We start from the raw sequence: 21,903 nt of genomic DNA on the forward strand, positions 1-21,903 counted from the left end.
CCCGCCGTCGCCGGGTCGGCCGTGGGAGGTTCGCATGCCGGGGCCCGGACCGGCGCTGATCGGCCGGCACGCCGAGCGCGCCACGCTCGACCGCCTCCTGGCCGACGCCCGGTCCGAGCGGGGCCGGGTGCTGGTCCTGCGGGGCGAGGCCGGGATCGGCAAGACCGCGCTCCTCGAGTACGCGCAGGCGCAGGCGAAGGGGTTCCGGGTCGCGCGCGCCGCGGGCGTCGAATCGGAGCAGGTGATGGCCTACGCCGGGCTGCACCAGCTGTGCGCGCCGTTCCTCGACCGGCTCGACCGCCTCCCCGAACCCCAGCGCGACGCGCTCGGCACGGCGTTCGGGCTGAGCTCCGGCGCCCGGCCGACCCGCTTCCTGGTCGGGCTGGCGGTGCTGACCCTGCTCGCCGACGTGGCCGAGGACCAGCCGCTGCTCTGCCTGATCGACGACACGCAGTGGCTCGACCGGATGTCCGAGGTGGTCCTCGCCTTCGTCGCCCGCCGGCTGCTCGCCGAGCGGATCGTGGTGGTCTTCGCCCTGCGCGAGACCGGCCGCGACGTCGACCTGGCCGGGCTGCCGGAGCTCCCGGTCGGCGGCCTGGAGGAGACCGAGTCGGAGGCGCTGCTGGCCTCGGTGCTGAAGGGACCGCTGGACGGCCGCGTCCGCGACCGGATCATCGCCGAAACCCACGGCAACCCGCTGGCCCTGCTGGAGCTGCCCCGCGCGTGGACGGCCGCCGAGCTGGCCGACGGGGTCGGGCCGCCCGGCGCGGTGCCCCTCGCCGGGCGCATCGAGCAGTCGTTCGTCAAGCAGCTGGAGCCGCTGCCCGCCGACACTCGGCGGCTCTTGCTCATCGCCGCCGCCGAGCCGCTCGGCGACGCCACCCTGCTCTGGGGCGCGGCGGGCCGGCTCGGGCTCGGCGCCGACCCCGCGACCGCGGCCGAGGCGACCGGGCTGATCGAGTTCGGCCGCCGGATCCGGTTCCGCCACCCGCTGGTGCGGTCGGCGGTCTACCGGTCGGCGCCGGCGAAGGACCGGCAGGACGTGCACCGCGCCCTGGCGGACGTGACCGACCCGGACCGGGACCCCGACCGCCGGGCCTGGCACCGCGCGCAGGCGACCGTCTCCCCGGACGAGGACGTCGCGGCCGACCTCGAACGCTCGGCGGGACGGGCCCAGGCGCGCGGTGGCCTGGTCGCGGCGGCCGCGTTCTTCGAACAGGCGGCCCTCCTGACGCCCGACGCCGCCCGGCGCGCGGACCGCGAACTCGCGGCGGCCGCGGTCAAGCGCGACGCCGGCGCGCTCGACGAAGCACTCGGCCTCCTCGACTCGGTGGCAGCGGGGCCGTCGGACGCCGGGCGCGCCGCCGAAGCCGAGCACCTGCGGGGACAGATCGCGTTCGACCAGCGACGCGGCGGCGAAGCGGCCCGGCTCCTGCTGCGCGCGGCCGAGCGGCTCGGTCCGTTCGACGCGAACCGGGCGCGGGAAACGCACCTGGAAGCGCTGGCGGCGGCCCTGTGGGCCGGCGCGGACCGGACCGAGCTCGCCGCGGCGGCCGAGGCCGGCCTGGCCGCGCCTCCGGCGCCCGTGCCGCCCCGCGCCGTCGACCTCGTCCTGGACGCCCTCGCCACCCGGGTCACCGACGGCTACCGGGCGGCGGCCCCGCTGCTGTCCGAGGCTTTGGCGGCCGTCCGCGGACTGGACGTCGGCGCCGAACACACCGGGCGGGTGCTCTGGCTGCTGGGCAACCGGGCCGGCGGCCTGATCGCCACCGAAGCGGCGGACTTCGCGGCGGCGCGGGCGTTCGCCGCGCGCCAGGTCCAGCTCGCCCGCGACGCCGGCGCCCTCGTGCAGCTGCAGTTCGCGCTCAACTTCCTCGCGGTCAACGAGCTGATCGCGGGCGAGCTCACCGCGGCGGCGGCGTCGGCCGAAGAGGACCGCGCGATCGCCGACGTGACCGGCAACGCGCCGGTCGGCTACGCCGCGATGCTGCTCGAGGCGTTCCGCGGCCGGGAGGCACGGGCGGTGGAGCTCTTCGACGACACCGCGCGGCAGGCGTCGGCGCGCGGCCAGCTCCGGCTGGTGACCTTCGCCGACTACGGGCGGGCGGTGCTGTACAACGGCCTCGGCCGCCACGACGCCGCGCTGGCCGCCGCCCGCCGCGTGTTCGACCACGACGTGGTGGGGTTCCAGGGCCTCGCCACCGCCGAACTGGCCGAGGCGGCCTCGCGCACCGGGGACGAGGAGCAGCTCCGGGCCGCGGCGGCCCGGTCGTCCGAGCGGGCGGAGGCGGCCGGCACCGCGGAAGCGCGGGGGATGGACGCCCGCGTGCGCGCGCTGGGCGGCAGCGGATCCGGCGCCGACCGGCTCTTCCGCGAGTCGATCGCGTTGCTCGAGGAGACGACGCTGCGGGTGGACCTCGCCCGCGGTCACCTGCTGTACGGCGAATGGCTGCGTCGCGAAGGCCGCCGCGTGGACGCCCGCGCGCACCTGCACACGGCCCACGAGCAGCTGGCCGGAATGGGGCTGACGGCGTTCGCCGACCGGGCCCGGCGGGAGCTGCTGGCCACCGGGGAGACCGCGCGGAAACGCACGGCGGAGCCGGCCGGCGAGCTGACCGCCCAGGAGTTCCAGATCGCCCGCCTGGCGGCCGAAGGCTATTCGAACCCCGAGATCGGCACCCGGTTGTTCCTGAGCCCGCGCACGGTCGAATGGCACCTGCGCAAGATCTTCACCAAGCTCGGGATCAGCTCACGCCGTCAGCTGCGCGACGCCACGCTCGTCAGCGCGTGAGCCGAGCCGGGCGCCTGATGCGGGCCGTTTCTGCTTCACGCGTGAGCTGACGTAGGGGTCGGTCCCGGTGAACCCATCAGCCGGCGGCGCTGACGAGGAGTCGAGCCCGCAGCTCTGCGGGGTGCTGGTGCCGACGCCGCGCGCGTCGAAGCCGATCAGGTCGTAGCCGTCCAGGACGGACTTGGGCAGCGCCGGACCACCCGGGTTCAGCACCAGGACGCCGTGGCGCTTCGCCGGGTCGGTGGCGGCCAGTTTCGAGATCACCACCTCGACCGGCTTGCCGTCCGGCCGGCCGTAGTCGAGGGGGACCTTCACCTTCGCGCAGGTGACCCGGGGATCGCGCGCCGTGCCCGGTGCCGCGGCCGGGCACGGCCCCCAGGCGAGCGCCGCGGCCGGCGGCGCGCTCGATGCGGGGTCTTCGTCGTCCGCGCTGTCGCAGGCGGCCACGCCGAGGACGGTCAGGGTCGTGACCGCCCAGGCTGCGGCGAACCGGTGGCCTCGTGTCTGGTGCATGGTGCTCGCCCTCCGATTTCCGGCGCCGGCAGGCATTTCCGATCCCCGGCGCGTTACGGCGACGAAGTTAGCGAGAACGGGACGGGGAAAACGTCACCCCGGAGCGAGCAGCCGGGGTAGCTCGCGAGGGGGACAACGCCCGTTCGTCCTCAGTGGACGGAGCCCTACGGCCGGCGGTAGAGGGTGATGGAGTGGCCGACCTCGTCGATCGGGGTGCTGCCGGAAAGCAGCGCCGTCAGCCGGTCGTCCGCCTTGGCGACGGCGGAATCCGACACGGCGAGCAGCCCGTGCACCTCGTCCGGGGGCACGCCGCGCGGGTCGGCGGCGTCGATTCCGTAGGCGGACGGCACGCCACTTCCCTTGTAGACGAGCCAAACCCGCTCGCCGGGGTGGTTCCGCTTCAGCCGGTCGGCCAGCCGGCCCAGGTCCTGGCCCCAGTCGACGTTCGAGTCGTGCAGGAGCAGGTGGGTCCGCGCCGGCCCGCCGAACGCCTCGTTCGAGTACGGCAGGTAGTAGGGGAACGTCCGCAGCGAACTGACCGCCGCGAAGACGACCAGGGCCGCCACCGCGGCGTGCGCCCATCGCGCGCGGACGACGACCAGGGCCGCCGCCGCGACCGCCAGGAACATCGGCACGAAGATCGCGTACCGGACACCGAGGTCGCGAGTGCTGGTCATCGCCGCGGCCAGCAGCACGACCGCGGGGACGAGCACGTAGGGCGCCGCCGGGCGCAGCCGGCGGATCGCCACCAGCGCGACCGCGCCGGCCGATCCGAGGGCCAGCGCGCCCAGCGGCAGCTTCACCAGCAGCGCGACCGGGAGGTAGTACCAGACCGCTCCCGCGTGGTAGCTGCCGAGCAGGAAGGTGCTCCAGACCTGGTCCTCGAGGCCGAACTGGACGCGCATCCCGTCGAGGTACGGCCGGGGTAGCGGCAAGACGTCGGCGAGCGCGCGGAGGCCGTGCGGGGCCGGCAGGCCCGGCGGCGGCGCCCAGCGCAGCCGCGGATCCACGGCGAGGTAGGCGGCCCACACCACGGCGGTCGCGATCAGGGCCACGGCGACCGCCGCCGCCACCGCGAAGCCGAGCCGCCGGATCGTCCTTTGTGGACCATCGGCCCCGCGGGCGTGCCACGCGGACAGCACGGCCAGGAGCAGCAGCACCGGAACCGCGGCCAGCGCACTCATCTTCGTGGCCACGGCTGCGCCCAGGGCCAGCCCTGCCCAAGGGAGGTACCGGCCCGGGCGGCGCCGGGCCCGCCACAGCAGCCAGGCCGACGTCAGCACGAAGCCGGCCACCGGGACGTCGAGGGTGGCCAGGGACCCGTGCGCGATGAGGTCGGGGGAGAACGCGTAGAGGGCGAGTGCGGTCACCCCGCCGACCGGGCCGGTCAGGTCGCGCGCGAAGAGGAAGACGACCAGGCCGAAGAGCAGGGTGAGCACGATCACCGGCAAGCGCGCCAGGAGCAGCAGCCGGCCCGGGTCGTGGCCCGACTCGTACAGGACGTGCCGGCCCAGCTGCGTCTGGTCGCCGGTGAAGGCGGGGTCGAGGTGGAGGTCGGCGAAGGCCAGGCCGGTGGCGATGAGCAGCTTGCCCAGCGGCGGGTGTTCCGGGTTGTACCGCAGGCTGTGCTGCTCCAGGTAGACCACGGCGGTGCCCACGTAGACCGGCTCGTCGATCGTCGGCGACTGCGCGACGGCCGTGGTGATCATCGCGGCCGCCATCTCCGCGAGCAGCGCGACCACGACGAGCGCGAGCGACCACCGGCGCAGGCGGTCCCGCGGGCGCCCGCGGGGTTCCGGCGGCACGTCCTCCGCGGTCACCGCGCTCGTGGTCGGCGGCGGGCTCGTGGAGAGGGACAACCCGCGGTTCCTTCCGGCCGGGGAGCGGGGTCACCTCAAGGACGTCCGGTGGGCGCTCCGGTTCCCGCGTCCGGTCGTACCGCGTCGCCGTCCGGAGTGGACGACCCGGCGGCAGGGGTGCGCAGCATCCGGGCCGCCAGCTCGGCGTAGGACTCGCCGAGCGCTTCGGGGGAGTCCGCGCCGTCGAGCCGGTACCAGCGCACCAGGTCGATGCCGAGCGACAGGATCGCGCGCACCGACCGGTCGATGTCGGGCACGTCGAACACGCCCTCGTGGGCTCCGCTCTCCACCGTAGTCCGCACCACCGCGGAAAACCGCTGCCGGAGTTCGAGGATCTCCTCCAGGTGCGCCGGCTCGAGCGCGGCCAGCTCGTACTGGCACACCCTCGCCACGGTGTGGTGGCGCGCGTGCCACGACACGTGCGCGGCCACCAGCCGCCGGATGCGCCGCGCGGAGTCGCCGTCGTCGGGTTCGGCCGTCAACGCCGCGAGGGCGCGCTCGTGCCCGGTCCGCGCGATGTGGAACAGCACGGCCTCTTTGGAGGCGAAGTGCACGTACAGCGAGCCGGGGCTGAGGCCGACGACGGTGGTGATGTCGCGGGTGGTGGTCGCGTGGAAACCCTTGCGGGCGAAGCACTGCACGGCCGAGGACAGCAACGCGCGCGCCACCGGGGAGGTGTGCTCTCCCCAGAACTCGTCCGGGACGGCTTCGGGGCCGAGCTCGGTCTTGAGCCGCGCCGCCGGGTGCGGTCCGCCGCCGCGCCGGCGCTCTGTCCCTGGCATCGCGAGCTCCCCTCGACTTGACACTTCCCGGTGCCGGAGTCATGGTAACTGGGCGCTCAGTCAGTCGACGAAGACCTGAGGAGAGCCGCGATGGGACAGAGCACGCCGACCGTCGTCCTCGACGGCTTCTCCTACCTCGAGTGCCCCAGGTGGCACGACGGCCGGTTGTGGGTTTCGGACTTCTACACCGAAAAAGTCGTGGCGATCGACGACCGCGGTGGCGCCGAGGTCGTCGCCGAGGTCCCCGGGCAGCCGTCGGGCCTGGGGTTCCTGCCCGACGGGCGCCTGCTCGTCGTGTCGATGCGTGACCACCGCGTCCTCGTGCGCGACGAGCCGGGGCACCTGACCGAGCACGCCGACCTGTCCGGAGTGGTGTCCGGGGTGCTCAACGACATGGTCGTCGACGACCGCGGCCGCGCGTGGGTCGGCAACTTCGGCTTCGACCTCATGGGCGGCGCGCCCCTGCGCTACACCACGCTGACACGCGTCGACCCGGACGGGAGCGTGGCCGTCGCCGCCGAGGACCTCGGGTTCCCCAACGGCATGGTGATCCTGCCCGGCGGCGTGCTGGTCGTCGCCGAGACCTTCGCCGGGCGGCTGACCGCCTTCGACATCGGCGAGGACGGCGAGCTGAGCGGGCGGCGCGTGTGGGCGCAGTTCGGCGAGACGCCGCGGACCGAAGACGTCGGCGAAGCGGTGGCGGCCCTCGAAGTGGCGCCGGACGGCATCTGCGCCGACGCCGAGGGCGCGATCTGGGTGGCGGACGCCGTCCACAACCGCGTCCTGCGCGTCCGGGAGGGCGGCCGGATCGTCGACGAGATCGACGCCGGCACCGGCGTCTTCGCCTGCATGCTCGGCGGCGGCGACGGGCGGACGCTGTACCTCTGCGCGGCGCCGTCCTTCGCCGAGCACGAACGGCGCCCGGTCCGCGAGGCCCAGCTGCTCGCGGTCGGGGTCGACGTCCCGCACGCCGGCCTGCCCTGAACCGACCGCCGAACCGGAGGGCCCGCATGGACGTCTCCTGCGCTTTCCCCACCGCACTCGACTCCCCGGACCACATCGCCGTGGCCGAAGAACTGGGCTACGCGCGGGCGTGGGTCTACGACACTCCGCAGCAGAGCCCCGACGTGTGGATGACGCTCGCCTTGGCCGCCGAGCGGACCGAGCGGATCGGGCTCGGCCCCGGCGTGCTGGTGCCCAGCCTGCGGCACCCGATGGTCAACGCCGCCGCGACCGCCACCCTCGCCGCGCTGGCGCCCGGCCGCGTCGCGGTCTCCTTCGGCACCGGCTTCACCGGCCGCCGCGCCATGGGCTACCGCGCGCTCACCTGGGCGTTCATGGACTCCTACATCCGGGCCTACCGCGGTCTGCTGCGGGGCGAGGTCGTCGAGTGGGAGGGGGCCCGGATGCGGATGCTGCACCCCGGTGGCCACGCCCCCGCCCGGCCCGTCGACGTCCCCGTGCTGATCGGGGCATTGGGGCCGAAGGGACACCGAGTGGCCAAGGAGCTCGGAGACGGGCTGTACGTGACGCTGCAGCTGCCCGAGTTCGCGACCGAGTACTCATGGGTGCCCTACCTCGTCTGGGGCACGGTGCTCGACGAGGGGGAGGCCACCGACACCGAGCACGCGCGTCTCGCCGCCGGACCGGGCTGGGCACTGGCCTACCACGGCGCCTACGAGTTCGGTGGCCCCGCGGCCGTGGGCGAACTGCCGGGCGGCCCGGAGTGGCTGGCGGTGGTGGAGCGGACCCCGCCGGAGGAGCGGCACCTCGCCGTCCACAGTGGACACTGCGTCGAACTCGGGGAGGCCGACCAAGCGGCGTGGCAGGCCGGCGGCCACAAGATGCTGCGGGACGTCACGATGACCGGCACGCGCGAGCAGATCGGGGAGCGGCTGGCCGAGGTCGCCGCGAAGGGCGTCACCGAGATCGTGTTCCAGCCGACCGGGCCCGACGTCCGGGGCGAGCTGGAGCGGTTCCTCGACGCCGCGACCGCCGGACGCTAGCGCGGGGCGGCGGCGTGCCCGGCCAGCCCGGTCGCCATGTCCCGCATGAAGCGCTGGAGGTAGCGTTTGAGGAACCAGTGCATGCCGAAGCGCGCCGAATACGTGCCGTGCCAGCGGATCCGGGTTCCGCCGCCGGGCAGTTCCGCCAGCTCGATCGCCGCCCGGTAGTCCGTCAGCTGCGGGTTCTCGGCTCCCTCGTAGGCGAACCGGCGTTCCGGTTCGAGCGCGGTGATCCGTTCCTCGGTGACGACCTTGCCGGTCCGGAACGCCCGCACCGCGCCGACGCCGTCCCGGCCGTCGGCGGAAAGACCGGTCGAGCGCGTCGCCTCCAAGGCGTCGACGCGGGACCAGGCCGGCCAGCTGTGCGCGTCGAGCAGCAAGGCCCACACGGCCGAGGGGGGCGCCGCGGATTCGGCGGTGACGTCGTAGGACTGCTGGATCATGACCGCAGGCTATGGCCGGAGCGGGGCGCGGCCCAGGCGTGGAATTGCGGTGTACCGGTCAGGAATTGCGGTAGGCCGACGGGCGGGCGCCGACGTGCCGGACGAACGCGGCGGACAGCGCGCCGGCACTGGCGAAGCCGCACCGCGGGGCGATGCGCTCGAGCGCCAGGTCGGTCTCGCGCAGCAGCCGCTTCGCTTCCTCGACCCGCAGCTCGGTGAGGAACCGGTGCGGGGTCCGCCCGGTCGCGGCCCGGAACACCCGGACCAGGTGGTAGACCGACAGGTGCACCTCGCCGGCGAGGTCGGCCAGCGTGACCGGCTCGGCCAGCCGCTCGCGCAAGAACGCCACCGCCGCGCGCACGCGGGCGTCCTCCCGTCCGGGAGAGCCGCCGGGCCGCAGCCGCCCGTGCCGGGTCAGCAGGTGCGTGGCCAGGAAGGCGGCCGCGGACTCGGCGTACAGCTCGTCCGCGCCGCCCGGCGACCCGAGCGCCCGGACGGCGGCTTCGAGCAGCGGGTCGCCGGCGGCGACGGACGCGGCCATGGCTTCGAAGTCCGGGACGTCGCCACCCAGCCGCGCCACCGCCGAATCGACGGTGTCGCGCGGGATGTGCACCTGGACGCTGCGCATGTCCGCGTCCCCGCGGTAGCGGCGGACCACGGCCTGGTGCGGGAGGCCCAGCTGGACCCGGCCGGGCAGCCAGCGATCGCGGACGGCCCGGCCGCCGGCCCGCGTCTCCAGCTCGGCCCGGCCCGACACCGGCAGCACCAGGTGCAGGTCGGCGGCCGCGGGCAGCGCCAGCTCCTCGGCGACCGGGATGTGCTCGAACCGCTGCACGAGCAGCGACCGCCAGCCCGCGTCTTCCCAGCTGCAGAACGTCCGCCGCACGAAGCGATCCGTCTCGAAACCGGTGTACGGCCGCAGGTCGAACCGGGCCGAGTCGAAGACCATGGTGCCGAGGCTACCTACCCGGCCCCGCCGCGCACCCCCGCCGCGAGCCGGGCGGTGAGCCGTCCGAGCTCGGCCTCGTCCGCGTGCAGGAGCGTGTTCACCAGGGCCGACCCGACGATCACGCCGTCGGCGAACCCCGCGACCTCGGCGGCCTGGGCGGCGTCCGAGATCCCCATCCCGACGCACACCGGCAGGTCGGTGACCGCGCGCAGCCGGCGGGTCAGGACGGCGGCGGCCTCGTCCACCGAGTCGCGCGTCCCGGTGACGCCCATCAACGCCGACGCGTAGACGAACCCGGTGCCGGCCGCGGCGGTCTCCGCCAGCTGCGCGTCCGTGCTGCTCGGCGCGACCACGAACACGGTCGCCAGGTCATGCGCCGCCGCGTGGCGCCGCCACTGGGCGGACTCGGCCACCGGCAGGTCCGGCAGCACACAGCCCGAGCCACCGGCATCGGCCAGCTCGCGCGCGAACCGCTCGACGCCGTAGCGGGACACCGGGTTCCAGTAGGACATCACCAGCACCGGCTTGCCCGTGGCCGCGTGGACTTCGCGGACCGTGCGCAGGACGTCGGCGATCCGGACGCCGCCGCGCAACGCGATGTCGTCGGCGGTCTGGATGACCGGGCCGTCCAGCACCGGGTCGCTGTGGGGCAGGCCGACTTCGACGACGTCCGCGCCGGCGTCGAGGGTCGCCCGCAGGGCCGCGATCCCGCCGTCGACGGTGTGGAAGCCGGCGGGCAGGTACGCGATGAGCGCGGCCCGGCCGGCCTCCTTCGCCCGGGCGAGCGCGTCGGTGAGCAGCCGCCGGCTCATCGGGCACTCTCCAGTCCGAAGTGGACGGACGCGGTGTCCATGTCCTTGTCGCCGCGGCCGGAGAGGTTCACCAGCAGGAGGGCGTCCGGGCCCAGCTCGGCCCCGACCTGCAGGGCCCCGGCCAGCGCGTGCGCGCTTTCGATCGCGGGGACGATCCCCTCGGTCGAGGCGAGCAGCCGGAACGCGTGCATGGCTTCGTCGTCGGTGACCGGGCGGTAGTCGGCGCGGCCGGAGTCGTGCAGGTGCGCGTGCTCCGGGCCGACGCCGGGGTAGTCGAGCCCGGCCGAGATCGACCAGGCTTCCCGGATCTGGCCTTCGTCGTCCTGCAGGACGTAGGAGCGGGAGCCGTGCAGGACACCGGGTTCGCCCGCCGACAGCGACGCCGCGTGCTCCCCGCTGTCCACGCCGTGCCCGGCGGCTTCGCAGCCGATCAGGCGCACCCCGGGGTCGTCGAGGAACGCGTGGAACAACCCGATCGCGTTCGATCCGCCGCCCACGCAGGCGATGGCGGCGTCGGGCAGCCGGCCGGTCCGCTCGAGGAGCTGGCGCCGGGCCTCGACGCCGATGACGCGCTGGAAGTCGCGGATCATCGCCGGGAACGGGTGCGGCCCGGCGACCGTGCCGAAGAGGTAGTGCGTGTCCTCGACGTTGGCGACCCAGTCGCGGAACGTCTCGTTGATGGCGTCCTTGAGCGTGCGCGAGCCCGACGTCACCGGCACGACCCGGGCGCCGAGCAGTTCCATCCGCGCCACGTTGACCGCCTGGCGGCGGATGTCCGTCTCTCCCATGTAGACGGTGCAGGCGAGGCCGGTCAGCGCGCACGCGGTGGCGGTCGCGACGCCGTGCGAGCCCGCGCCGGTCTCGGCGATCACGCGCGTCTTGCCCATCCGCTGGGCCAGCAACGCCTGGCCGAGCGCGTTGTTCACCTTGTGCGAGCCGGTGTGGTTGAGGTCTTCGCGTTTGAGGAAGACCCGCGCGCCCCCGGCGTGCGCGGCGAAGCGCGGCACCTCGGTGAGGGCGCTCGGGCGCCCGACGTAGTGGGCGAGCAGGTCCTCGAACCGGGCGACGAAGGCGGGATCCGCTTTCGCCCGTTCGTATTCGGCCGCCACCTGATCGACGGCGGCGACGAGCGCCTGCGGGACGAACTGGCCGCCGAAGGCACCGAAGTACCCCTGGGCGTTGGGAAAGGTCCCCGGCGCGGCCGGGAAGAAGAAGTCCATGGTGGAGGTGCTCCTGACCCGGGAGGTCCCGGGTGGTTCGTGGCTGGTCGGGGATCACCGGAGCGCACGAACGCGCGGGCTCACGAAGTCGTCAGTGAGCCCGGGCGGCGCGCGGCACCCGGTGCCATCGCATCCCGTCGACCTGGCCCGCCTCGGAGCCGATCGCGTACCGCACCCGGCGTCCGCGTACGCGTCGCGCGGGCGCCTGGCAGCCATGCTGCCGACGGCCACGGGCGAAGCGGACGGTGAGGGGCACGAACGCAGCTTAGCCCGCCGGAGCGCGGTTCCGGAAAGCGTTTTGCCGTGGGGCCGGTCACGACGCGAGGATCGCCACCAGCGCCGCGGTGAAGGGGGCGGGGTCGAGGTCGCCGCGGACGGCGAGCTGCTGGGTGTAGCCGTGGCAGAGGGCCAAGAAGGCTTCGGCGATCCGCGCCGCGTCCGCCGGCTCGCGCTCGGGCAGGAGCGCGGCGACCTCGGCGCGCAGGTCTTCGAGCTGCCGGTCGACGAGGGCCGCGAGGGGCGGGGAGACGGCGGCTTCGGCGTAGATCTGCGCGACCAGCCGGGCGTGGTCCTCCTCGCGGGCCAGGGTGCGGAGGTGCTCGAGGAACCCGCGCACGGACTCGGCCGTCAGCTCGGCGGGGAGCGCCTGGCTCGACTGCTCGCAGATGGCGGCGACGATCTCGTCCTTGCCCTTGAAGTACCGGTAGATCGCCCCGACCGACAGGCCGGACGCTTCGACGAGGTCGGTCATGGACGTCCGGGCGAAGCCGTGCGTGGCGAAGCGGGCGCGGGCGGCGTCGACGATCTGCCGGCGGCGGGCGTCGAGGTGGGCTTGGGTGACTCTCGGCATAAAAGAATGACCATTCGTTTTTTGTGCTAACGTCGCCACCATACCGGCTCGAGGAGGCTTTGGGTGCGTTACCGGACTTTCGGACGGCAGACCGGGTTGCGGGTTTCGGAGTACGTGCTGGGCACGGCCAACTTCGGCTCGGCGCCCACCGCGGCGGGCGTCGAGGGCGCGAAGGCGATCTTCGGCGCGTTCGTCGCGGCCGGCGGTACCACCTTCGACGTCTCGAACATCTACCAGGACGGCGAGGCCGAGACCGTCCTCGGCGAGCTCCTCGGCCGCGAGCGCGACGACTTCGTGCTGATCACCAAGTACGGCGGCAGCAGGCAGGCGGCCGTCCGGCCGGGCACCACCGGCAACAGCCGCAAGACGATGATCCGTTCCCTGGAGGAGAGCCTGCGGCGCCTGAAGACGGACTACGTCGACGTCTTCATGCCGCACTTCCCGGACGGCGTCACGCCGGTGCCGGAGATCCTGGCCGGCTTCGAAGACCTGGTCCGGGCGGGGAAGATCCGCTACGGCGGGCTGTCGAACTTCCCGGCCTGGCGGGTCGCCGGCGCCGCGGTCCGGGGCGGACCGCTGGCCGGGATCCAGACCGAGTACAGCCTGGCCGAACGGTCGGCGGAGCGGGAGCTCCTGCCGATGGCGCAGGCCCACGGGCTCGGTGTCGTCGCGTACTCGCCGCTGGCGGGCGGCCTGCTGACGGGGAAGTACCAGCGCGGCGAGCGAGGGCGGCTCAGCGCCCGGCCGGCGGTCACGGGGCAGCGCGCCGACGTGCTCGACGCCGTCCTCGCCGTCGCCGAGGAGGCGGGGACGGGCCCGGTCCAGGTCGCGCTGGCGTGGCTGCGGCAGCGCGCCGCGCGGACCTCGATGATCCCGATCGTCGGGCCCCGCACCCCGGCCCACCTGGAGGGCTACCTCGCCGCGCTGGACGTCGAGCTGAGCGCGGAACACCACCGCCGGCTGGACGAGGTGAGCGCGATCCGCCTCGGCACCCCGCACGAGGACGTGGCGGCCGCCCTGGCCTCCGGTGCCGACGGTGACCGGAGCCTCCTCGACGCCCCGCCCGTCCCCGTGCCGTGAAGTCGCCGGGTTCAGTCGACCCGCACGACGTACTTCCCCCGCACACCACCGGCTTCCAGGGCGCGGTGCGCTGCCGCCGTCTCCGCCAAGGGGAACACCCGGTCGACCGCCGGGGCGAGTTGCCCTTCGGTCACGTGCCGGGCCAGGTCGTCGAAGTCCGTCCGCCGGGGATTTCCGCTGAACGCGCGGACGCGACCGCGTCCGTGGCGGGCGCTCACGGCGAGGTAACCCAGCGAGCGGACCGGCCGGGTGAGGTCGAAGGCGATCGTGACCATGCGGCCGCCGGGGGCCAGCAGCCGCCGGAAGTCCGGCAGTCCGGTGCCCGCGGTGTCCAGCACGACGTCGAACCGGCCCAGCTCCGGGAGCCGGACGCTCCGGTGGTCCAGCGCCGTCGTGGCGCCGAGCCCGCGGACGAAGTCGAGGTTGGCGGCGCGCGCCAAGGCCGTGACTTCGGCCCCGTACGCGCGTCCGAGCTGGACGGCGGCGTTGCCGACGCCGCCCGCCGCACCCCGCACGAGCAGCCGTTCGCCGGGGCGCAGCGCGACCTTGTCCCGCAGTGCGGTCACCGCTGTGGTCGCGACCGGCAGCGCCGCGGCGGCCACCAGGTCCAGACCCTCGGGGACCGGACCGAGCCGGTCGGCCGGCACCGTCACGTATTCGGCGGCACTGCCGAAACCGGCGGTGCGCGCCAGCACGCCCCAGACGCGGTCGCCGATCGCGAACGCCGTCGTCCCGGTGCCGAGCGCCGCAACCTCGCCGGTGAAGTCGAGCCCGACGCGCTTCGGGAACTTCCGGCCGGTGAGGAGGCGGAGCTTCCCGGAGCGGGCGGCGAGTTCGCCGCCGTTGACGCTGAAGGCGCGCACCCGCACCAGGACTTCGCCCGGTGCCGGCTCGGGTCGCGGCACCCGGCCGACGTAGAGGACGTCCGGGTCGCCGTAGCGGTCGAAGAGCACTGCTTTCATCGTGCGGTCGGTCATGGCGGCGAGCGTAGGCTCGCAAGTGGACGAGATCATCCGGTTCGGTCGAGGTGAGAGACAATGCCCGCGGCACCTTCTCGGATACCGGCCCGGCCCGACCTGCGGGCGGACGCGCGGCGCAACCAGGAGCGCCTCCTGGTCGCCGCCCGCGCGGTCTTCGCCGAGCGCGGGATCGACGCGCCCATGGCGACCGTGGCCCGGCGCGCGGGCGTCGGCGTGGCGACGCTGTACCGGCGTTTCCCGAACCGCGACGCCCTGGTGCGGGCCGCGTTCGCGCAGCAGATGAAAACCTGCACGCGGGTTTTCGCCGAGGCGCTCGCCGATCCCGATCCGTGGCGCGGGTTCCGCCGGCTGGTCGAGGCGGTGTGCGAGCTGCAGCGCGAGGAGCGGGGCTTCCCGGCCGCGTTCCTGGCCGCCTTCCCGGACGACGCGGCGGCCCACGTGGAGCTGCGGGGCAGCGCCGACCGCGGGCTGGCGGAGCTGGTCTGCCGGGCACAGGCGGCGGGGGCGCTGCGGCCCGACTTCCGCCCCTCCGACCTCGCGGTGGTCTTCCTGGCGCACGGCGGCCTCGTGACGGCGGCGCCGGCCGACGGCGCGGCGTCCCGGCGGTTGGTCGCGTACCTGCTGCAGTCCTTCCGCGCCGGCGCGGCGAACGAGCCGTTGCCGGCGCCGTCGGCGTTGTCCCTGCGGGGTTTCCCGCCGACGGCGTGACGGGCTGGTTTCCCCGCCGTCGACGTACACGTTGGCGCCCAGCATGAAACTGCTGTCGGCGGACGCGAGGAAGGCCACCGCGGCCGCGACCTCGTCCACGTGCCCGATCCGGCCGAGGGCGATCCGCGCGCCTTCGTTCGCCTTGAACGCCGACGCGTTCTCTTCGCCGACCAGCTCGGTGATGCCGGAGGTGTCGGTCGGGCCGGGGGAGATGGCGTTCTGGACCGTGAAAACGGTGCCCTTGACGTTGACGCCGAGGACCTGGTCGAGGTCTTCGGGGGTGATCGTCTCGATGGTCGCGAACGATGCGGTGGCCGCGTTGGCGAAGAGCACGTCCAGACCTTGGCCGCGGGCTGCGACCGCGTCGTAGAGGCGGTCGAGGTCGGCCGGGTCCGTGATGTTTCGGCCGCCTCCTTCAACTCGGTCTCGCGCCGCCCGGTGATGAACACGTGCGCGCCTTCGGCGACGGTGGCCCGGCCGATCCCTCGTGTGCCGAGGCGGCGCTGCAGAAGGCCATGGTGGTCTTCTGGGAGCGAGCCGAGCCGAGCCGAGCCGAGCCGAGCCGAGCCGAGCAGGGCTACGAGGGCGCCAGTCTCGCCGACCTGACCGAGGCGATGGGCATCTCCCGCAAGAGCATGTACGCGGCCTACGGCAACAAAGAAGACCTGTTCCGCCTGGTGTTGCAGCGCTACACGGAAGGCCCCGGCGCCTACATCCTCGAGGCGCTGCGGGCGCCCACCGCTCGGCCGACGCCGAGCCGGAGCTGCTCGCTCGCTACCTCATGACGATCGCGAACGGCTTGGCCGTGCAGGCGGCGGGCGGCGCGACCCGGGAAGACCTCCGGCGGGTGGCCGAGGTCGCGCTGCGGAACTGGCCGCCGGCCTGAGGTGAGCGGCGTCATCTGGACTGTTCGTCCAGGCTCTGTACAGTCTGTCTGGTGAGCAGCGAACACCCCTATCCCGCCGCGTTCCGCAGCGGTGACCTCGTCGCGGTGTCCGGGCGGCTCGGCGTGACGGAAACCGGCGCCCTGGTGGCCGGTGGTTTCGATGCCGAATGCGCCCAGGCGTTCGCCAACCTCGACGCCGCGTTGCACTCCGTCGGGGCGAGCCGGGCGGATGTGGTCAAGGTGGTCGTCTACCTGACCGACGTCGCCGATCGCGTCGGCCTCAACCGCGTCTACGAAGAGTTCTTCGCCGAGCCTCGACCCGCGCGCAGCTGCGTCGGTGCCGCGTCGCTGCCCTACGGCGGTGTCGTCGAAGTCGAAGCGCTCGCCCGGGTGCGCGATGTCTGAGCGGGACGCCATCCTCGCCGCGCTGGCTCCGGTCGCCGACGGCATCGCCGCGACCCTGGGCTCCTTCTGCGAAGTCGTCGTCCACGACTTCCGCCGGCCGGAGGCGTCGGTGGTGGCGATCGCCGGCTCGGTCACCGAACGCAGCGTCGGCGGGGCGATGAGCGAGATCGGCATGGGCCTGCTGGCGCAGGGGGACGACGCCGAGGACCGGCTGAACTACGTCACCCGCACCGCGTCCGGGAAGCTCGTGAAGTCCTCGACCATGCTGGTGCGCGACAGCGGCGGCGCGGTCTTCGGCGCGCTGTGCGTCAACCTCGACGTCACCGCGCTCGGGCAGCTGCGGACCCTCGTCGGCGAGCTCGCCGACGTCGGGACGGCCGCGGAAGCGCCGACCACGACGTTCGGTGACGACGTCGACGCCGTCGTGGACGCGATCGTCGACGAACACCAGCTGCGTCTCGCCAAGCCGTGGGCCGCGCTCAGCCGCGAGGAACGCCTCGAGCTCTTCCGCAGCCTGAACCGGCGCGGCGTCTTCGCCGTCCGGCGCGCGGTGCCCCAGGTCGCCGCCCGGATCGGCATCTCCCGCGCCTCCGCCTACGCCTACCTCGCCGAAATCCGCGCCGAAGGAGCACCATGACCCCGCCCGTGACCCTCGACGACATCCGCGACGCCGCCGCCCGGCTGGCCGGCGTCGCCCACCGCACCCCGGTCGTGCGCTCGCGCACCCTCGACGACCTCGTCGGCGCCGAAGTCCTGATGAAGTGCGAAAACCTCCAGCGCATCGGGGCGTTCAAGTTCCGCGGCGCGTACAACGCCGCCTCGCGGCTCTCGCCGGAGCAGCTGGCCAAGGGGATCGCCGCGTACTCGTCGGGCAACCACGCCCAGGCCGTCGCGCTCGCCGCCCGGGAACTCGGGAGCAGCGCGGTCATCCTCGTCCCCGAGGACACCCCGAAGTCCAAAGTGGACGCAACCCGCGGCTACGGCGCCGAGATCGTCACGTACGACCGGTACACGGGCGACCGCGTCGCGCTCGGCGAGGCGCTGGCGGCCGAGCGGGGGCTGGCGCTGATCCCGCCGTACGAGCACCCGCACGTCATCGCCGGCCAGGGCACCGCGGCGCTGGAACTGCTCGAAGACGCGGGCCCGGTCGGCACCCTGGTCGTCCCGGTCGGCGGCGGCGGTCTCATCGCGGGCAGTTCGACCGCCGCGAAGGCCCTGCAGCCGGGCATCCGCGTCGTCGGCGTCGAACCGGCGGAGGGGGACGACACCAAGCGTTCGCTCGAGGCGGGCGAACGCGTTTCGATCCCGGTCCCGCGCACCATCGCCGACGGCCAGGCCGCTTCGATCCCGGGCGAGCTGACGTTCTCGATCAACCGCAACCTGGTCGACGACATAGCGTTGGTGTCCGACGACGCCGTGCGCGAGGCGATGAGGTTCGCGTTCGAGCGCTTGAAGCTGGTGCTGGAACCCAGCGGAGCGACGGGGTTGGCCGCGCTGATGGACGGGCAGGTGGCCGCGTCCGGCCGGATCGGGGTGATCATCAGCGGCGGGAACATCAGCCCGGAGCGCTTCGCGGAGCTGATCGCGCGGTAGCCGGCGGTGTCACCCGTGGCGCGAAGTTCGGCTCCGATCCGTGCGGCCGATCCGCACGGGCCGGACGACCGGCTCGTCCTCGCCCGGGTAATCCTGGGGGCTGCGGCTCGGCGGGATCGTCTCGGCCGTGGAGCCCGGCGAGGCTGACCCCGCCTTCGCCGAAAGCGCCACGCGGGACGGCGTCACCGCTTACGATCCACGCATGACGCCCCTGGTGTTGACGACCATCGAGGTCATCCCGCGCGTGCTGCTGCTCGTCGTCGGCGTGCTCGGCCTGATCTTTTCCATCAAGGGACGGGCCCGGGGTGTCTCCGGTCTGCTCGTTGCCGCCTTCGCCGTCGTGCTCGTCACGACGGTCGCGGGCATCGCGTGGCAGTTCGTTTCGCTGAACGCGCCGTCGTGGATCCGGGCCAACCACCTGAGCGCGTCGGACATCAACGTGATCTTCCTGGCCGTGGGCGTCCCGCTCGACGGCGCCGCGGTGCTTTCCTGGCTGCTGGTCGCGATCGGGGTCGTCAAGAGCGGCCGTGCGCGAGCCGCCTTCGCGCCCTACCCGGGGCCCGTCAACTACTACCAGCAGCCGCCGAACTAACGCTCCTTCCCGGTCGCGACAGCGGAAGCCGAGACGAGCGTCGCCGCCGCGAGACTGCCCCACAGGACGGCCGAGCCGCGGGCGGCGAGCGCGGTGATGACCGCGGGGGAGACCGCCAACCCGAACCCCGTGGAGAGCTGGAAGCGGGCGAGAGCGCGCCCCAGGACGTGGTCCGGCGCGAGGGCGGTCACGAGCGCCGTGGCGCTGCCCGCGTAGACGATCTCGCCGAGCGTGCAGACCACCGACACCACGGCGACAGCCGGGGCGCCCCACGGCGTCACGGCGAGGAAACCGAGGTAGGACACCGCGATCACCACGCCGCCGAGAGCCAGCGCGGTCCGCCGGGCGAAGCGGGCCATCAGGACGGTGACCGGCACCTGCAGGGTGACCACCAGCACCGTGTTCGCCACGAAGACGGCCGCCGGCCACACCGGGGACGCGTGCAGCTGCGTCACCAGGATCAGCGGGAGCGCGACTTCGGGGACGTTGAGGCAGAAGACGTAGACGACGTTGGCGGCCAAGAGCCCGCGCAGCCGCGGTGCGGGTCCGCCGGTGGCGGCCGGGGTGGCCGCCGGCCGGGCGCGGACGTGGACCGACCACGCCAAGGCCGCCGCGACGAGGTAGGCAAGCCCGGTGCCGACGGCCAGTGCGTGCAACGCGGGGGCGCCGCCCGCCAGGCACGCCGTCGCGAGCAGCCCGCCCACCCCGAGCCCGGCGTTGCGCAGCGCGCGGCCGCCCGCGAGCGCGGCGTCGCGGTCGCGTCCGTGCGCGACCGTGGCCACGAGCGCCGCGTGGGCGGCCGGCCACGCCTGGTTGCCGATGCCCAGGAAGAGCGCCGCCGTCGCGAACAGCCCCACGTCGCCCGCGGGGGTGACGAGCAGCAGCGCGACCCCCAGCACCCGCACGAGCATCGACGCGGCCACGGCGGTGCTGCGCACGCCGCGGTCCAGCAGGCGGCCGACCGCGGGCATGCACCCGAGGCCCACGACGACCCCGGCCGTCATGGCGATGCCGGTGGCCGTCGCGGACAGCCCCAGCACCAGCACCCCGTAGAGCAGCAGGAAAGGGCGCAGCAGGCCGGTGCCGAGCGCGTCCACGGCCAGCGCGACGGCGTAGCGGGGGCCGCCGGAAGCCCGGACGAGGGCGCGCGGCCGGATCTGGGTCGTCATGGCGTCCACCGTGCGTTCGGCCACCGGTTCCGCCACGCCGGTTGACGAACTCCGTCAACCGGCGCCGTCGCCGGCCGCGCGGCCAGCGAGAATGCGGGCATGACCGTGCGGATCGACATCAGCGGACTGCCGGCCGGGCGGCTGCGGTTCGCGGCCTCGCCGCTGGCCGAGCTGACGGCGATGCTGCACGTCCTGGCCGAACCCGGGCACCACCCGCAGCTCGCCGGCTGGGCCGCGGACGTCTGGGCGGGGCTGCGGCCGGAACTGGCCGAGCGGCTGCGGGAGGCGGAGTTCCTCTGGCGCTCGTCGCGAGCCGACTTCCTGGTGCCCGCCCGGCCCCGGCCGACGCTGGCCGAGGAACTGGACGACGTGGACCGGATCGACGACGAAACCTACGTGACCGCCGCGCTCACCACGACGTGCGGCAGCAACCGCGTCCACTTCGGAGCGCCGTCGCCACTCGCGGACGCGGCGGCCCGCGAGCGGGCCCTGGACCTGGCCCAGGCCCGCGGTGCGCTGCAAGAGGCGTTCGCGGAACGGCTGCTCGCGGACCCGGCCGCCGTGCGGGCGCGGGTGCGGGACACCCTCGAGCAGTGCGCCGAAGCGTTCTTCGACGCGGCCTGGCAAGGCGTCGCCGGGCACCTCGCCGCCGACGTGCGCCGGAAGACCGACTTGCTGCGGCGCCAGGGCATCGGAGCGGCGCTCGCGTCGGTCTCCGGCGCGGTCACCCTGGCCCCGGACGGCACCGGCATCCTCGTGGACAAGCTGCAGGACAACGCGATCACGGCCGACGGCGCCGGCGTCACGTTCCTCCCCAGCGTCTTCGGCCACCCGCACCTGGTGGCGGTGCACGCGCCCGGGTGGCAGCCGGTGGTGCAGTACCCGGTCGCGGCGCCGGAGCCGGTCCCGCTGGAGACGGTCACGCTGCGGCTGGAGGCGCTGGCGCACCCGGTCCGGCTGCGGCTGCTGCGCACCTTGGCCCGCGGCCCGCACACGACCGGCGAGCTGGCCCACGCGTGGGACCTGTCGGCGCCGGAGGTTTCCCGCCACCTGGCGGTCCTGCGGCGCGCGGGCCTGGTCACGCCGCGGCGGCAGGGGCGGTACGTCCGGTACACCGTCAACGTGCCCGACTTGACGGCGCTGGGGTCCGACCTGCTGGCGGCCGTGCTGCGCTGAGCGCGGGACACGGGACGTCGCCGGAAGTTCACCGGTTCGGCACGTTCCCGGTTCCCTTCCGGCGATGCGCGTCGGCCAGCATTCCCGTGCCCGTACGAGACGAGGAGGTTCCGTGCCCGCCTTGACGCTTTCCCGGACCGTGAAACGGCTCGCCGTCACCGTCACCGCGGTGGCCGCCGTGCTCGGCGTCGCCGCCCCCGCCGCCGACGCCACCGTGTACAGCTCCTGCACGCAGTCGCGGTGCACCGACGCACGCTCGGCCAACTCGACCTGGCAGGCCAAGGGCTACCCGGGTACCCGCGGCTGGTACGACTGGCCCGGCGGCAAGTGCAGCTACGCGGGCGGCACCTACCAGAACCGCGAAGGCGAGCTCCCGGCCGGCCACTCGTTCCGCGAGTTCGACGTCTACCCGCGCACCTGCGGGGCGGCCCGCGACGCGTACCGGATCATCGTCGACCTGACGACCGGCGTGGTCTGGTTCTCGCCGAACCACTACACGGACTTCTACAAGATCTGAGCCCGCGGGCGAAAGCCCCGCGCCGGAAGGTCAGCCTCGGAGACGGCAGTCTTCGGGGTCTTCCCCGTCTTGGGGGGCGGTCCGCGCGACCCGCTCCAGCAACGTCCGCAGCTGCTGTTGCTCGGCCGGGTCCAGATCGGCCAGCAGTTGCGCCTCCGCCTTGCTTAGGCGCTCCCGGGCCTCCTTCAGCGCCCGCGTTCCCTTCTCCGTGATGAGCACCTGACGCGCCCGGCGGTCGACGGGGTCCTGCTGCCGCGTGAGCAACCCCTCGGCTTCCAGGTCGTCGAGCAGGTAGGTCATCACCGTCTTGTTCAGCGTCAGCTGCTGGGCGAGCGCGAGCTGCGAACGGGGTGGCCCGGACACGACCGCCATCAGCACCAGGTACCCCCGGGGACCGCCAGGCAAGGCGGCGACGGAGCTCGTGGCGGTCCGGCGGAACGCGCCGGACACCACCCGCAGCGCCCACCCCAGGTCGCTGTCCAGGCCGAGGGGTTCGTCGGCCGGCGGCTTGCGCTCGGAGGCTCGGGGCGTCACCCCCGTGATGGTAGGTGGCGGCCGAGATGACTTGCAAG

General features: G+C 74.2%; 24 protein-coding genes and 1 pseudogene. 12 read left to right on the forward strand and 13 right to left on the reverse strand.

All coding sequences use genetic code 11. From position 1 onward, the window contains the following. The first annotated feature begins 34 nt into the window (after nucleotides 1–34). The gene (locus ACIRSS_RS04320; protein ID WP_400890351.1) at nucleotides 35–2,791 is read left to right on the forward strand and encodes an AAA family ATPase; all 2,757 of its coding nucleotides are present in this window, start codon (nucleotides 35–37) and stop codon (nucleotides 2,789–2,791) included. Here ACIRSS_RS04320 and ACIRSS_RS04325 read toward each other — a convergent pair. From ACIRSS_RS04325 to ACIRSS_RS04335, 3 genes are all read right to left on the reverse strand, one after another. Then, nucleotides 2,750–3,304 (reverse strand): hypothetical protein, encoded by a 555-nt coding sequence (locus tag ACIRSS_RS04325; protein ID WP_400890353.1) that lies wholly within the window; start codon nucleotides 3,302–3,304, stop codon nucleotides 2,750–2,752. The genes ACIRSS_RS04320 and ACIRSS_RS04325 overlap by 42 nt on opposite strands. 164 nt (nucleotides 3,305–3,468) lie before the next feature. Further along, complete coding sequence (locus ACIRSS_RS04330; protein WP_400890355.1) at nucleotides 3,469–5,163, reverse strand: phospholipid carrier-dependent glycosyltransferase; 1,695 nt, start codon at nucleotides 5,161–5,163, stop codon at nucleotides 3,469–3,471. A 35-nt stretch (nucleotides 5,164–5,198) separates the two neighbouring features. Beyond that, complete coding sequence (locus tag ACIRSS_RS04335) at nucleotides 5,199–5,945, reverse strand: TetR/AcrR family transcriptional regulator (protein WP_400890356.1); 747 nt, start codon at nucleotides 5,943–5,945, stop codon at nucleotides 5,199–5,201. 90 nt (nucleotides 5,946–6,035) lie between these two features. On the opposite strand from ACIRSS_RS04335, the gene ACIRSS_RS04340 reads away from it, so the two are divergent. Then, nucleotides 6,036–6,929, forward strand: coding sequence for an SMP-30/gluconolactonase/LRE family protein (locus tag ACIRSS_RS04340; protein WP_400890358.1), 894 nt, complete (start codon nucleotides 6,036–6,038; stop codon nucleotides 6,927–6,929). 26 nt (nucleotides 6,930–6,955) lie between these two features. Then, a complete protein-coding gene (locus tag ACIRSS_RS04345) occupies nucleotides 6,956–7,951 on the forward strand; it encodes an LLM class flavin-dependent oxidoreductase (RefSeq protein ID WP_400890360.1) in 996 nt (331 codons plus the stop codon). On the opposite strand, the gene ACIRSS_RS04350 is transcribed toward ACIRSS_RS04345, so the two are convergent. From ACIRSS_RS04350 to ACIRSS_RS04375, 6 genes are all read right to left on the reverse strand, one after another. Continuing rightward, entirely contained in the window at nucleotides 7,948–8,394 is a 447-nt protein-coding gene (locus ACIRSS_RS04350) for an SRPBCC family protein (RefSeq protein WP_400890362.1), read from the reverse strand. The two genes, ACIRSS_RS04345 and ACIRSS_RS04350, sit on opposite strands and share 4 nt — an antisense overlap. 58 nt (nucleotides 8,395–8,452) lie before the next feature. Continuing rightward, nucleotides 8,453–9,343: a helix-turn-helix domain-containing protein gene (locus ACIRSS_RS04355; protein WP_400890364.1), complete on the reverse strand. Its 891-nt coding sequence runs from the start codon at nucleotides 9,341–9,343 to the stop codon at nucleotides 8,453–8,455. A 14-nt stretch (nucleotides 9,344–9,357) separates the two neighbouring features. After that, on the reverse strand, nucleotides 9,358–10,155 hold the full coding sequence (trpA, locus tag ACIRSS_RS04360; RefSeq protein WP_400890366.1) for a tryptophan synthase subunit alpha: 798 nt from the start codon (nucleotides 10,153–10,155) through the stop codon (nucleotides 9,358–9,360). Further along, a complete protein-coding gene (trpB, locus tag ACIRSS_RS04365) occupies nucleotides 10,152–11,375 on the reverse strand; it encodes a tryptophan synthase subunit beta (protein WP_400890368.1) in 1,224 nt (407 codons plus the stop codon). The genes trpA and trpB overlap by 4 nt, the downstream gene beginning before the upstream one ends. A gap of 91 nt (nucleotides 11,376–11,466) precedes the next feature. Continuing rightward, nucleotides 11,467–11,631 carry a tryptophan biosynthesis modulator TrpM gene (gene trpM, locus ACIRSS_RS04370; protein WP_400890370.1) on the reverse strand — a complete coding sequence of 55 codons (165 nt, stop codon included), beginning with the start codon at nucleotides 11,629–11,631 and terminating at the stop codon, nucleotides 11,467–11,469. A 57-nt stretch (nucleotides 11,632–11,688) separates the two neighbouring features. Then, complete coding sequence (locus ACIRSS_RS04375; protein ID WP_400890372.1) at nucleotides 11,689–12,225, reverse strand: TetR/AcrR family transcriptional regulator; 537 nt, start codon at nucleotides 12,223–12,225, stop codon at nucleotides 11,689–11,691. Nucleotides 12,226–12,288: 63 nt separating this feature from the next. On the opposite strand from ACIRSS_RS04375, the gene ACIRSS_RS04380 reads away from it, so the two are divergent. Further along, complete coding sequence (locus tag ACIRSS_RS04380; protein WP_400890374.1) at nucleotides 12,289–13,305, forward strand: aldo/keto reductase; 1,017 nt, start codon at nucleotides 12,289–12,291, stop codon at nucleotides 13,303–13,305. An 11-nt stretch (nucleotides 13,306–13,316) separates the two neighbouring features. Here the strand turns inward: ACIRSS_RS04380 and ACIRSS_RS04385 are convergent, their stop codons facing one another. After that, nucleotides 13,317–14,282, reverse strand: a complete 966-nt coding sequence (locus ACIRSS_RS04385; protein ID WP_400890376.1) for an NAD(P)-dependent alcohol dehydrogenase — start codon at nucleotides 14,280–14,282, stop codon at nucleotides 13,317–13,319. Between the two features lie 60 nt (nucleotides 14,283–14,342). On the opposite strand from ACIRSS_RS04385, the gene ACIRSS_RS04390 reads away from it, so the two are divergent. Beyond that, the gene (locus tag ACIRSS_RS04390; protein WP_400890378.1) at nucleotides 14,343–14,993 is read left to right on the forward strand and encodes a TetR/AcrR family transcriptional regulator; all 651 of its coding nucleotides are present in this window, start codon (nucleotides 14,343–14,345) and stop codon (nucleotides 14,991–14,993) included. Between the two features lie 72 nt (nucleotides 14,994–15,065). Here the strand turns inward: ACIRSS_RS04390 and ACIRSS_RS04395 are convergent. Further along, nucleotides 15,066–15,392, reverse strand: a pseudogene (locus ACIRSS_RS04395) (SDR family oxidoreductase); the annotation flags it as partial. Nucleotides 15,393–15,442: 50 nt separating this feature from the next. Here ACIRSS_RS04395 and ACIRSS_RS04400 point away from each other — a divergent pair. The 5 genes from ACIRSS_RS04400 to ACIRSS_RS04420 all read left to right on the forward strand — a co-directional run bounded on the left by ACIRSS_RS04400 (nucleotide 15,443) and on the right by ACIRSS_RS04420 (nucleotide 18,469). Then, nucleotides 15,443–15,778 (forward strand): TetR/AcrR family transcriptional regulator, encoded by a 336-nt coding sequence (locus ACIRSS_RS04400; RefSeq protein ID WP_400890380.1) that lies wholly within the window; start codon nucleotides 15,443–15,445, stop codon nucleotides 15,776–15,778. 152 nt (nucleotides 15,779–15,930) lie between these two features. Then, on the forward strand, nucleotides 15,931–16,284 hold the full coding sequence (locus ACIRSS_RS04405; protein ID WP_400890382.1) for a RidA family protein: 354 nt from the start codon (nucleotides 15,931–15,933) through the stop codon (nucleotides 16,282–16,284). Continuing rightward, a complete protein-coding gene (locus ACIRSS_RS04410; RefSeq protein ID WP_400890384.1) occupies nucleotides 16,277–16,921 on the forward strand; it encodes a transcriptional regulator in 645 nt (214 codons plus the stop codon). Before ACIRSS_RS04405 ends, ACIRSS_RS04410 begins: the two co-directional genes overlap by 8 nt. Further along, on the forward strand, nucleotides 16,918–17,877 hold the full coding sequence (locus ACIRSS_RS04415) for a pyridoxal-phosphate dependent enzyme (RefSeq protein ID WP_400890386.1): 960 nt from the start codon (nucleotides 16,918–16,920) through the stop codon (nucleotides 17,875–17,877). Before ACIRSS_RS04410 ends, ACIRSS_RS04415 begins: the two co-directional genes overlap by 4 nt. A gap of 202 nt (nucleotides 17,878–18,079) precedes the next feature. Beyond that, nucleotides 18,080–18,469, forward strand: coding sequence for a hypothetical protein (locus tag ACIRSS_RS04420; RefSeq protein WP_400890388.1), 390 nt, complete (start codon nucleotides 18,080–18,082; stop codon nucleotides 18,467–18,469). On the opposite strand, the gene ACIRSS_RS04425 is transcribed toward ACIRSS_RS04420, so the two are convergent. Further along, entirely contained in the window at nucleotides 18,466–19,638 is a 1,173-nt protein-coding gene (locus tag ACIRSS_RS04425; protein WP_400890390.1) for an MFS transporter, read from the reverse strand. The genes ACIRSS_RS04420 and ACIRSS_RS04425 overlap by 4 nt on opposite strands. Nucleotides 19,639–19,737: 99 nt before the next feature. On the opposite strand from ACIRSS_RS04425, the gene ACIRSS_RS04430 reads away from it, so the two are divergent. Both ACIRSS_RS04430 and ACIRSS_RS04435 read left to right on the forward strand, forming a co-directional pair. Next, the gene (locus ACIRSS_RS04430; RefSeq protein ID WP_400890392.1) at nucleotides 19,738–20,814 is read left to right on the forward strand and encodes a DUF5937 family protein; all 1,077 of its coding nucleotides are present in this window, start codon (nucleotides 19,738–19,740) and stop codon (nucleotides 20,812–20,814) included. Between the two features lie 112 nt (nucleotides 20,815–20,926). Further along, nucleotides 20,927–21,331, forward strand: coding sequence for a ribonuclease domain-containing protein (locus ACIRSS_RS04435; protein WP_400890394.1), 405 nt, complete (start codon nucleotides 20,927–20,929; stop codon nucleotides 21,329–21,331). Between the two features lie 30 nt (nucleotides 21,332–21,361). Here the strand turns inward: ACIRSS_RS04435 and ACIRSS_RS04440 are convergent, their stop codons facing one another. After that, the gene (locus ACIRSS_RS04440; protein WP_400890396.1) at nucleotides 21,362–21,865 is read right to left on the reverse strand and encodes a MarR family winged helix-turn-helix transcriptional regulator; all 504 of its coding nucleotides are present in this window, start codon (nucleotides 21,863–21,865) and stop codon (nucleotides 21,362–21,364) included. Nucleotides 21,866–21,903: the final 38 nt, after the last annotated feature.

The organism is Amycolatopsis sp. NPDC101161, assembly GCF_044768185.1.
Classification (GTDB): domain Bacteria; phylum Actinomycetota; class Actinomycetes; order Mycobacteriales; family Pseudonocardiaceae; genus Amycolatopsis.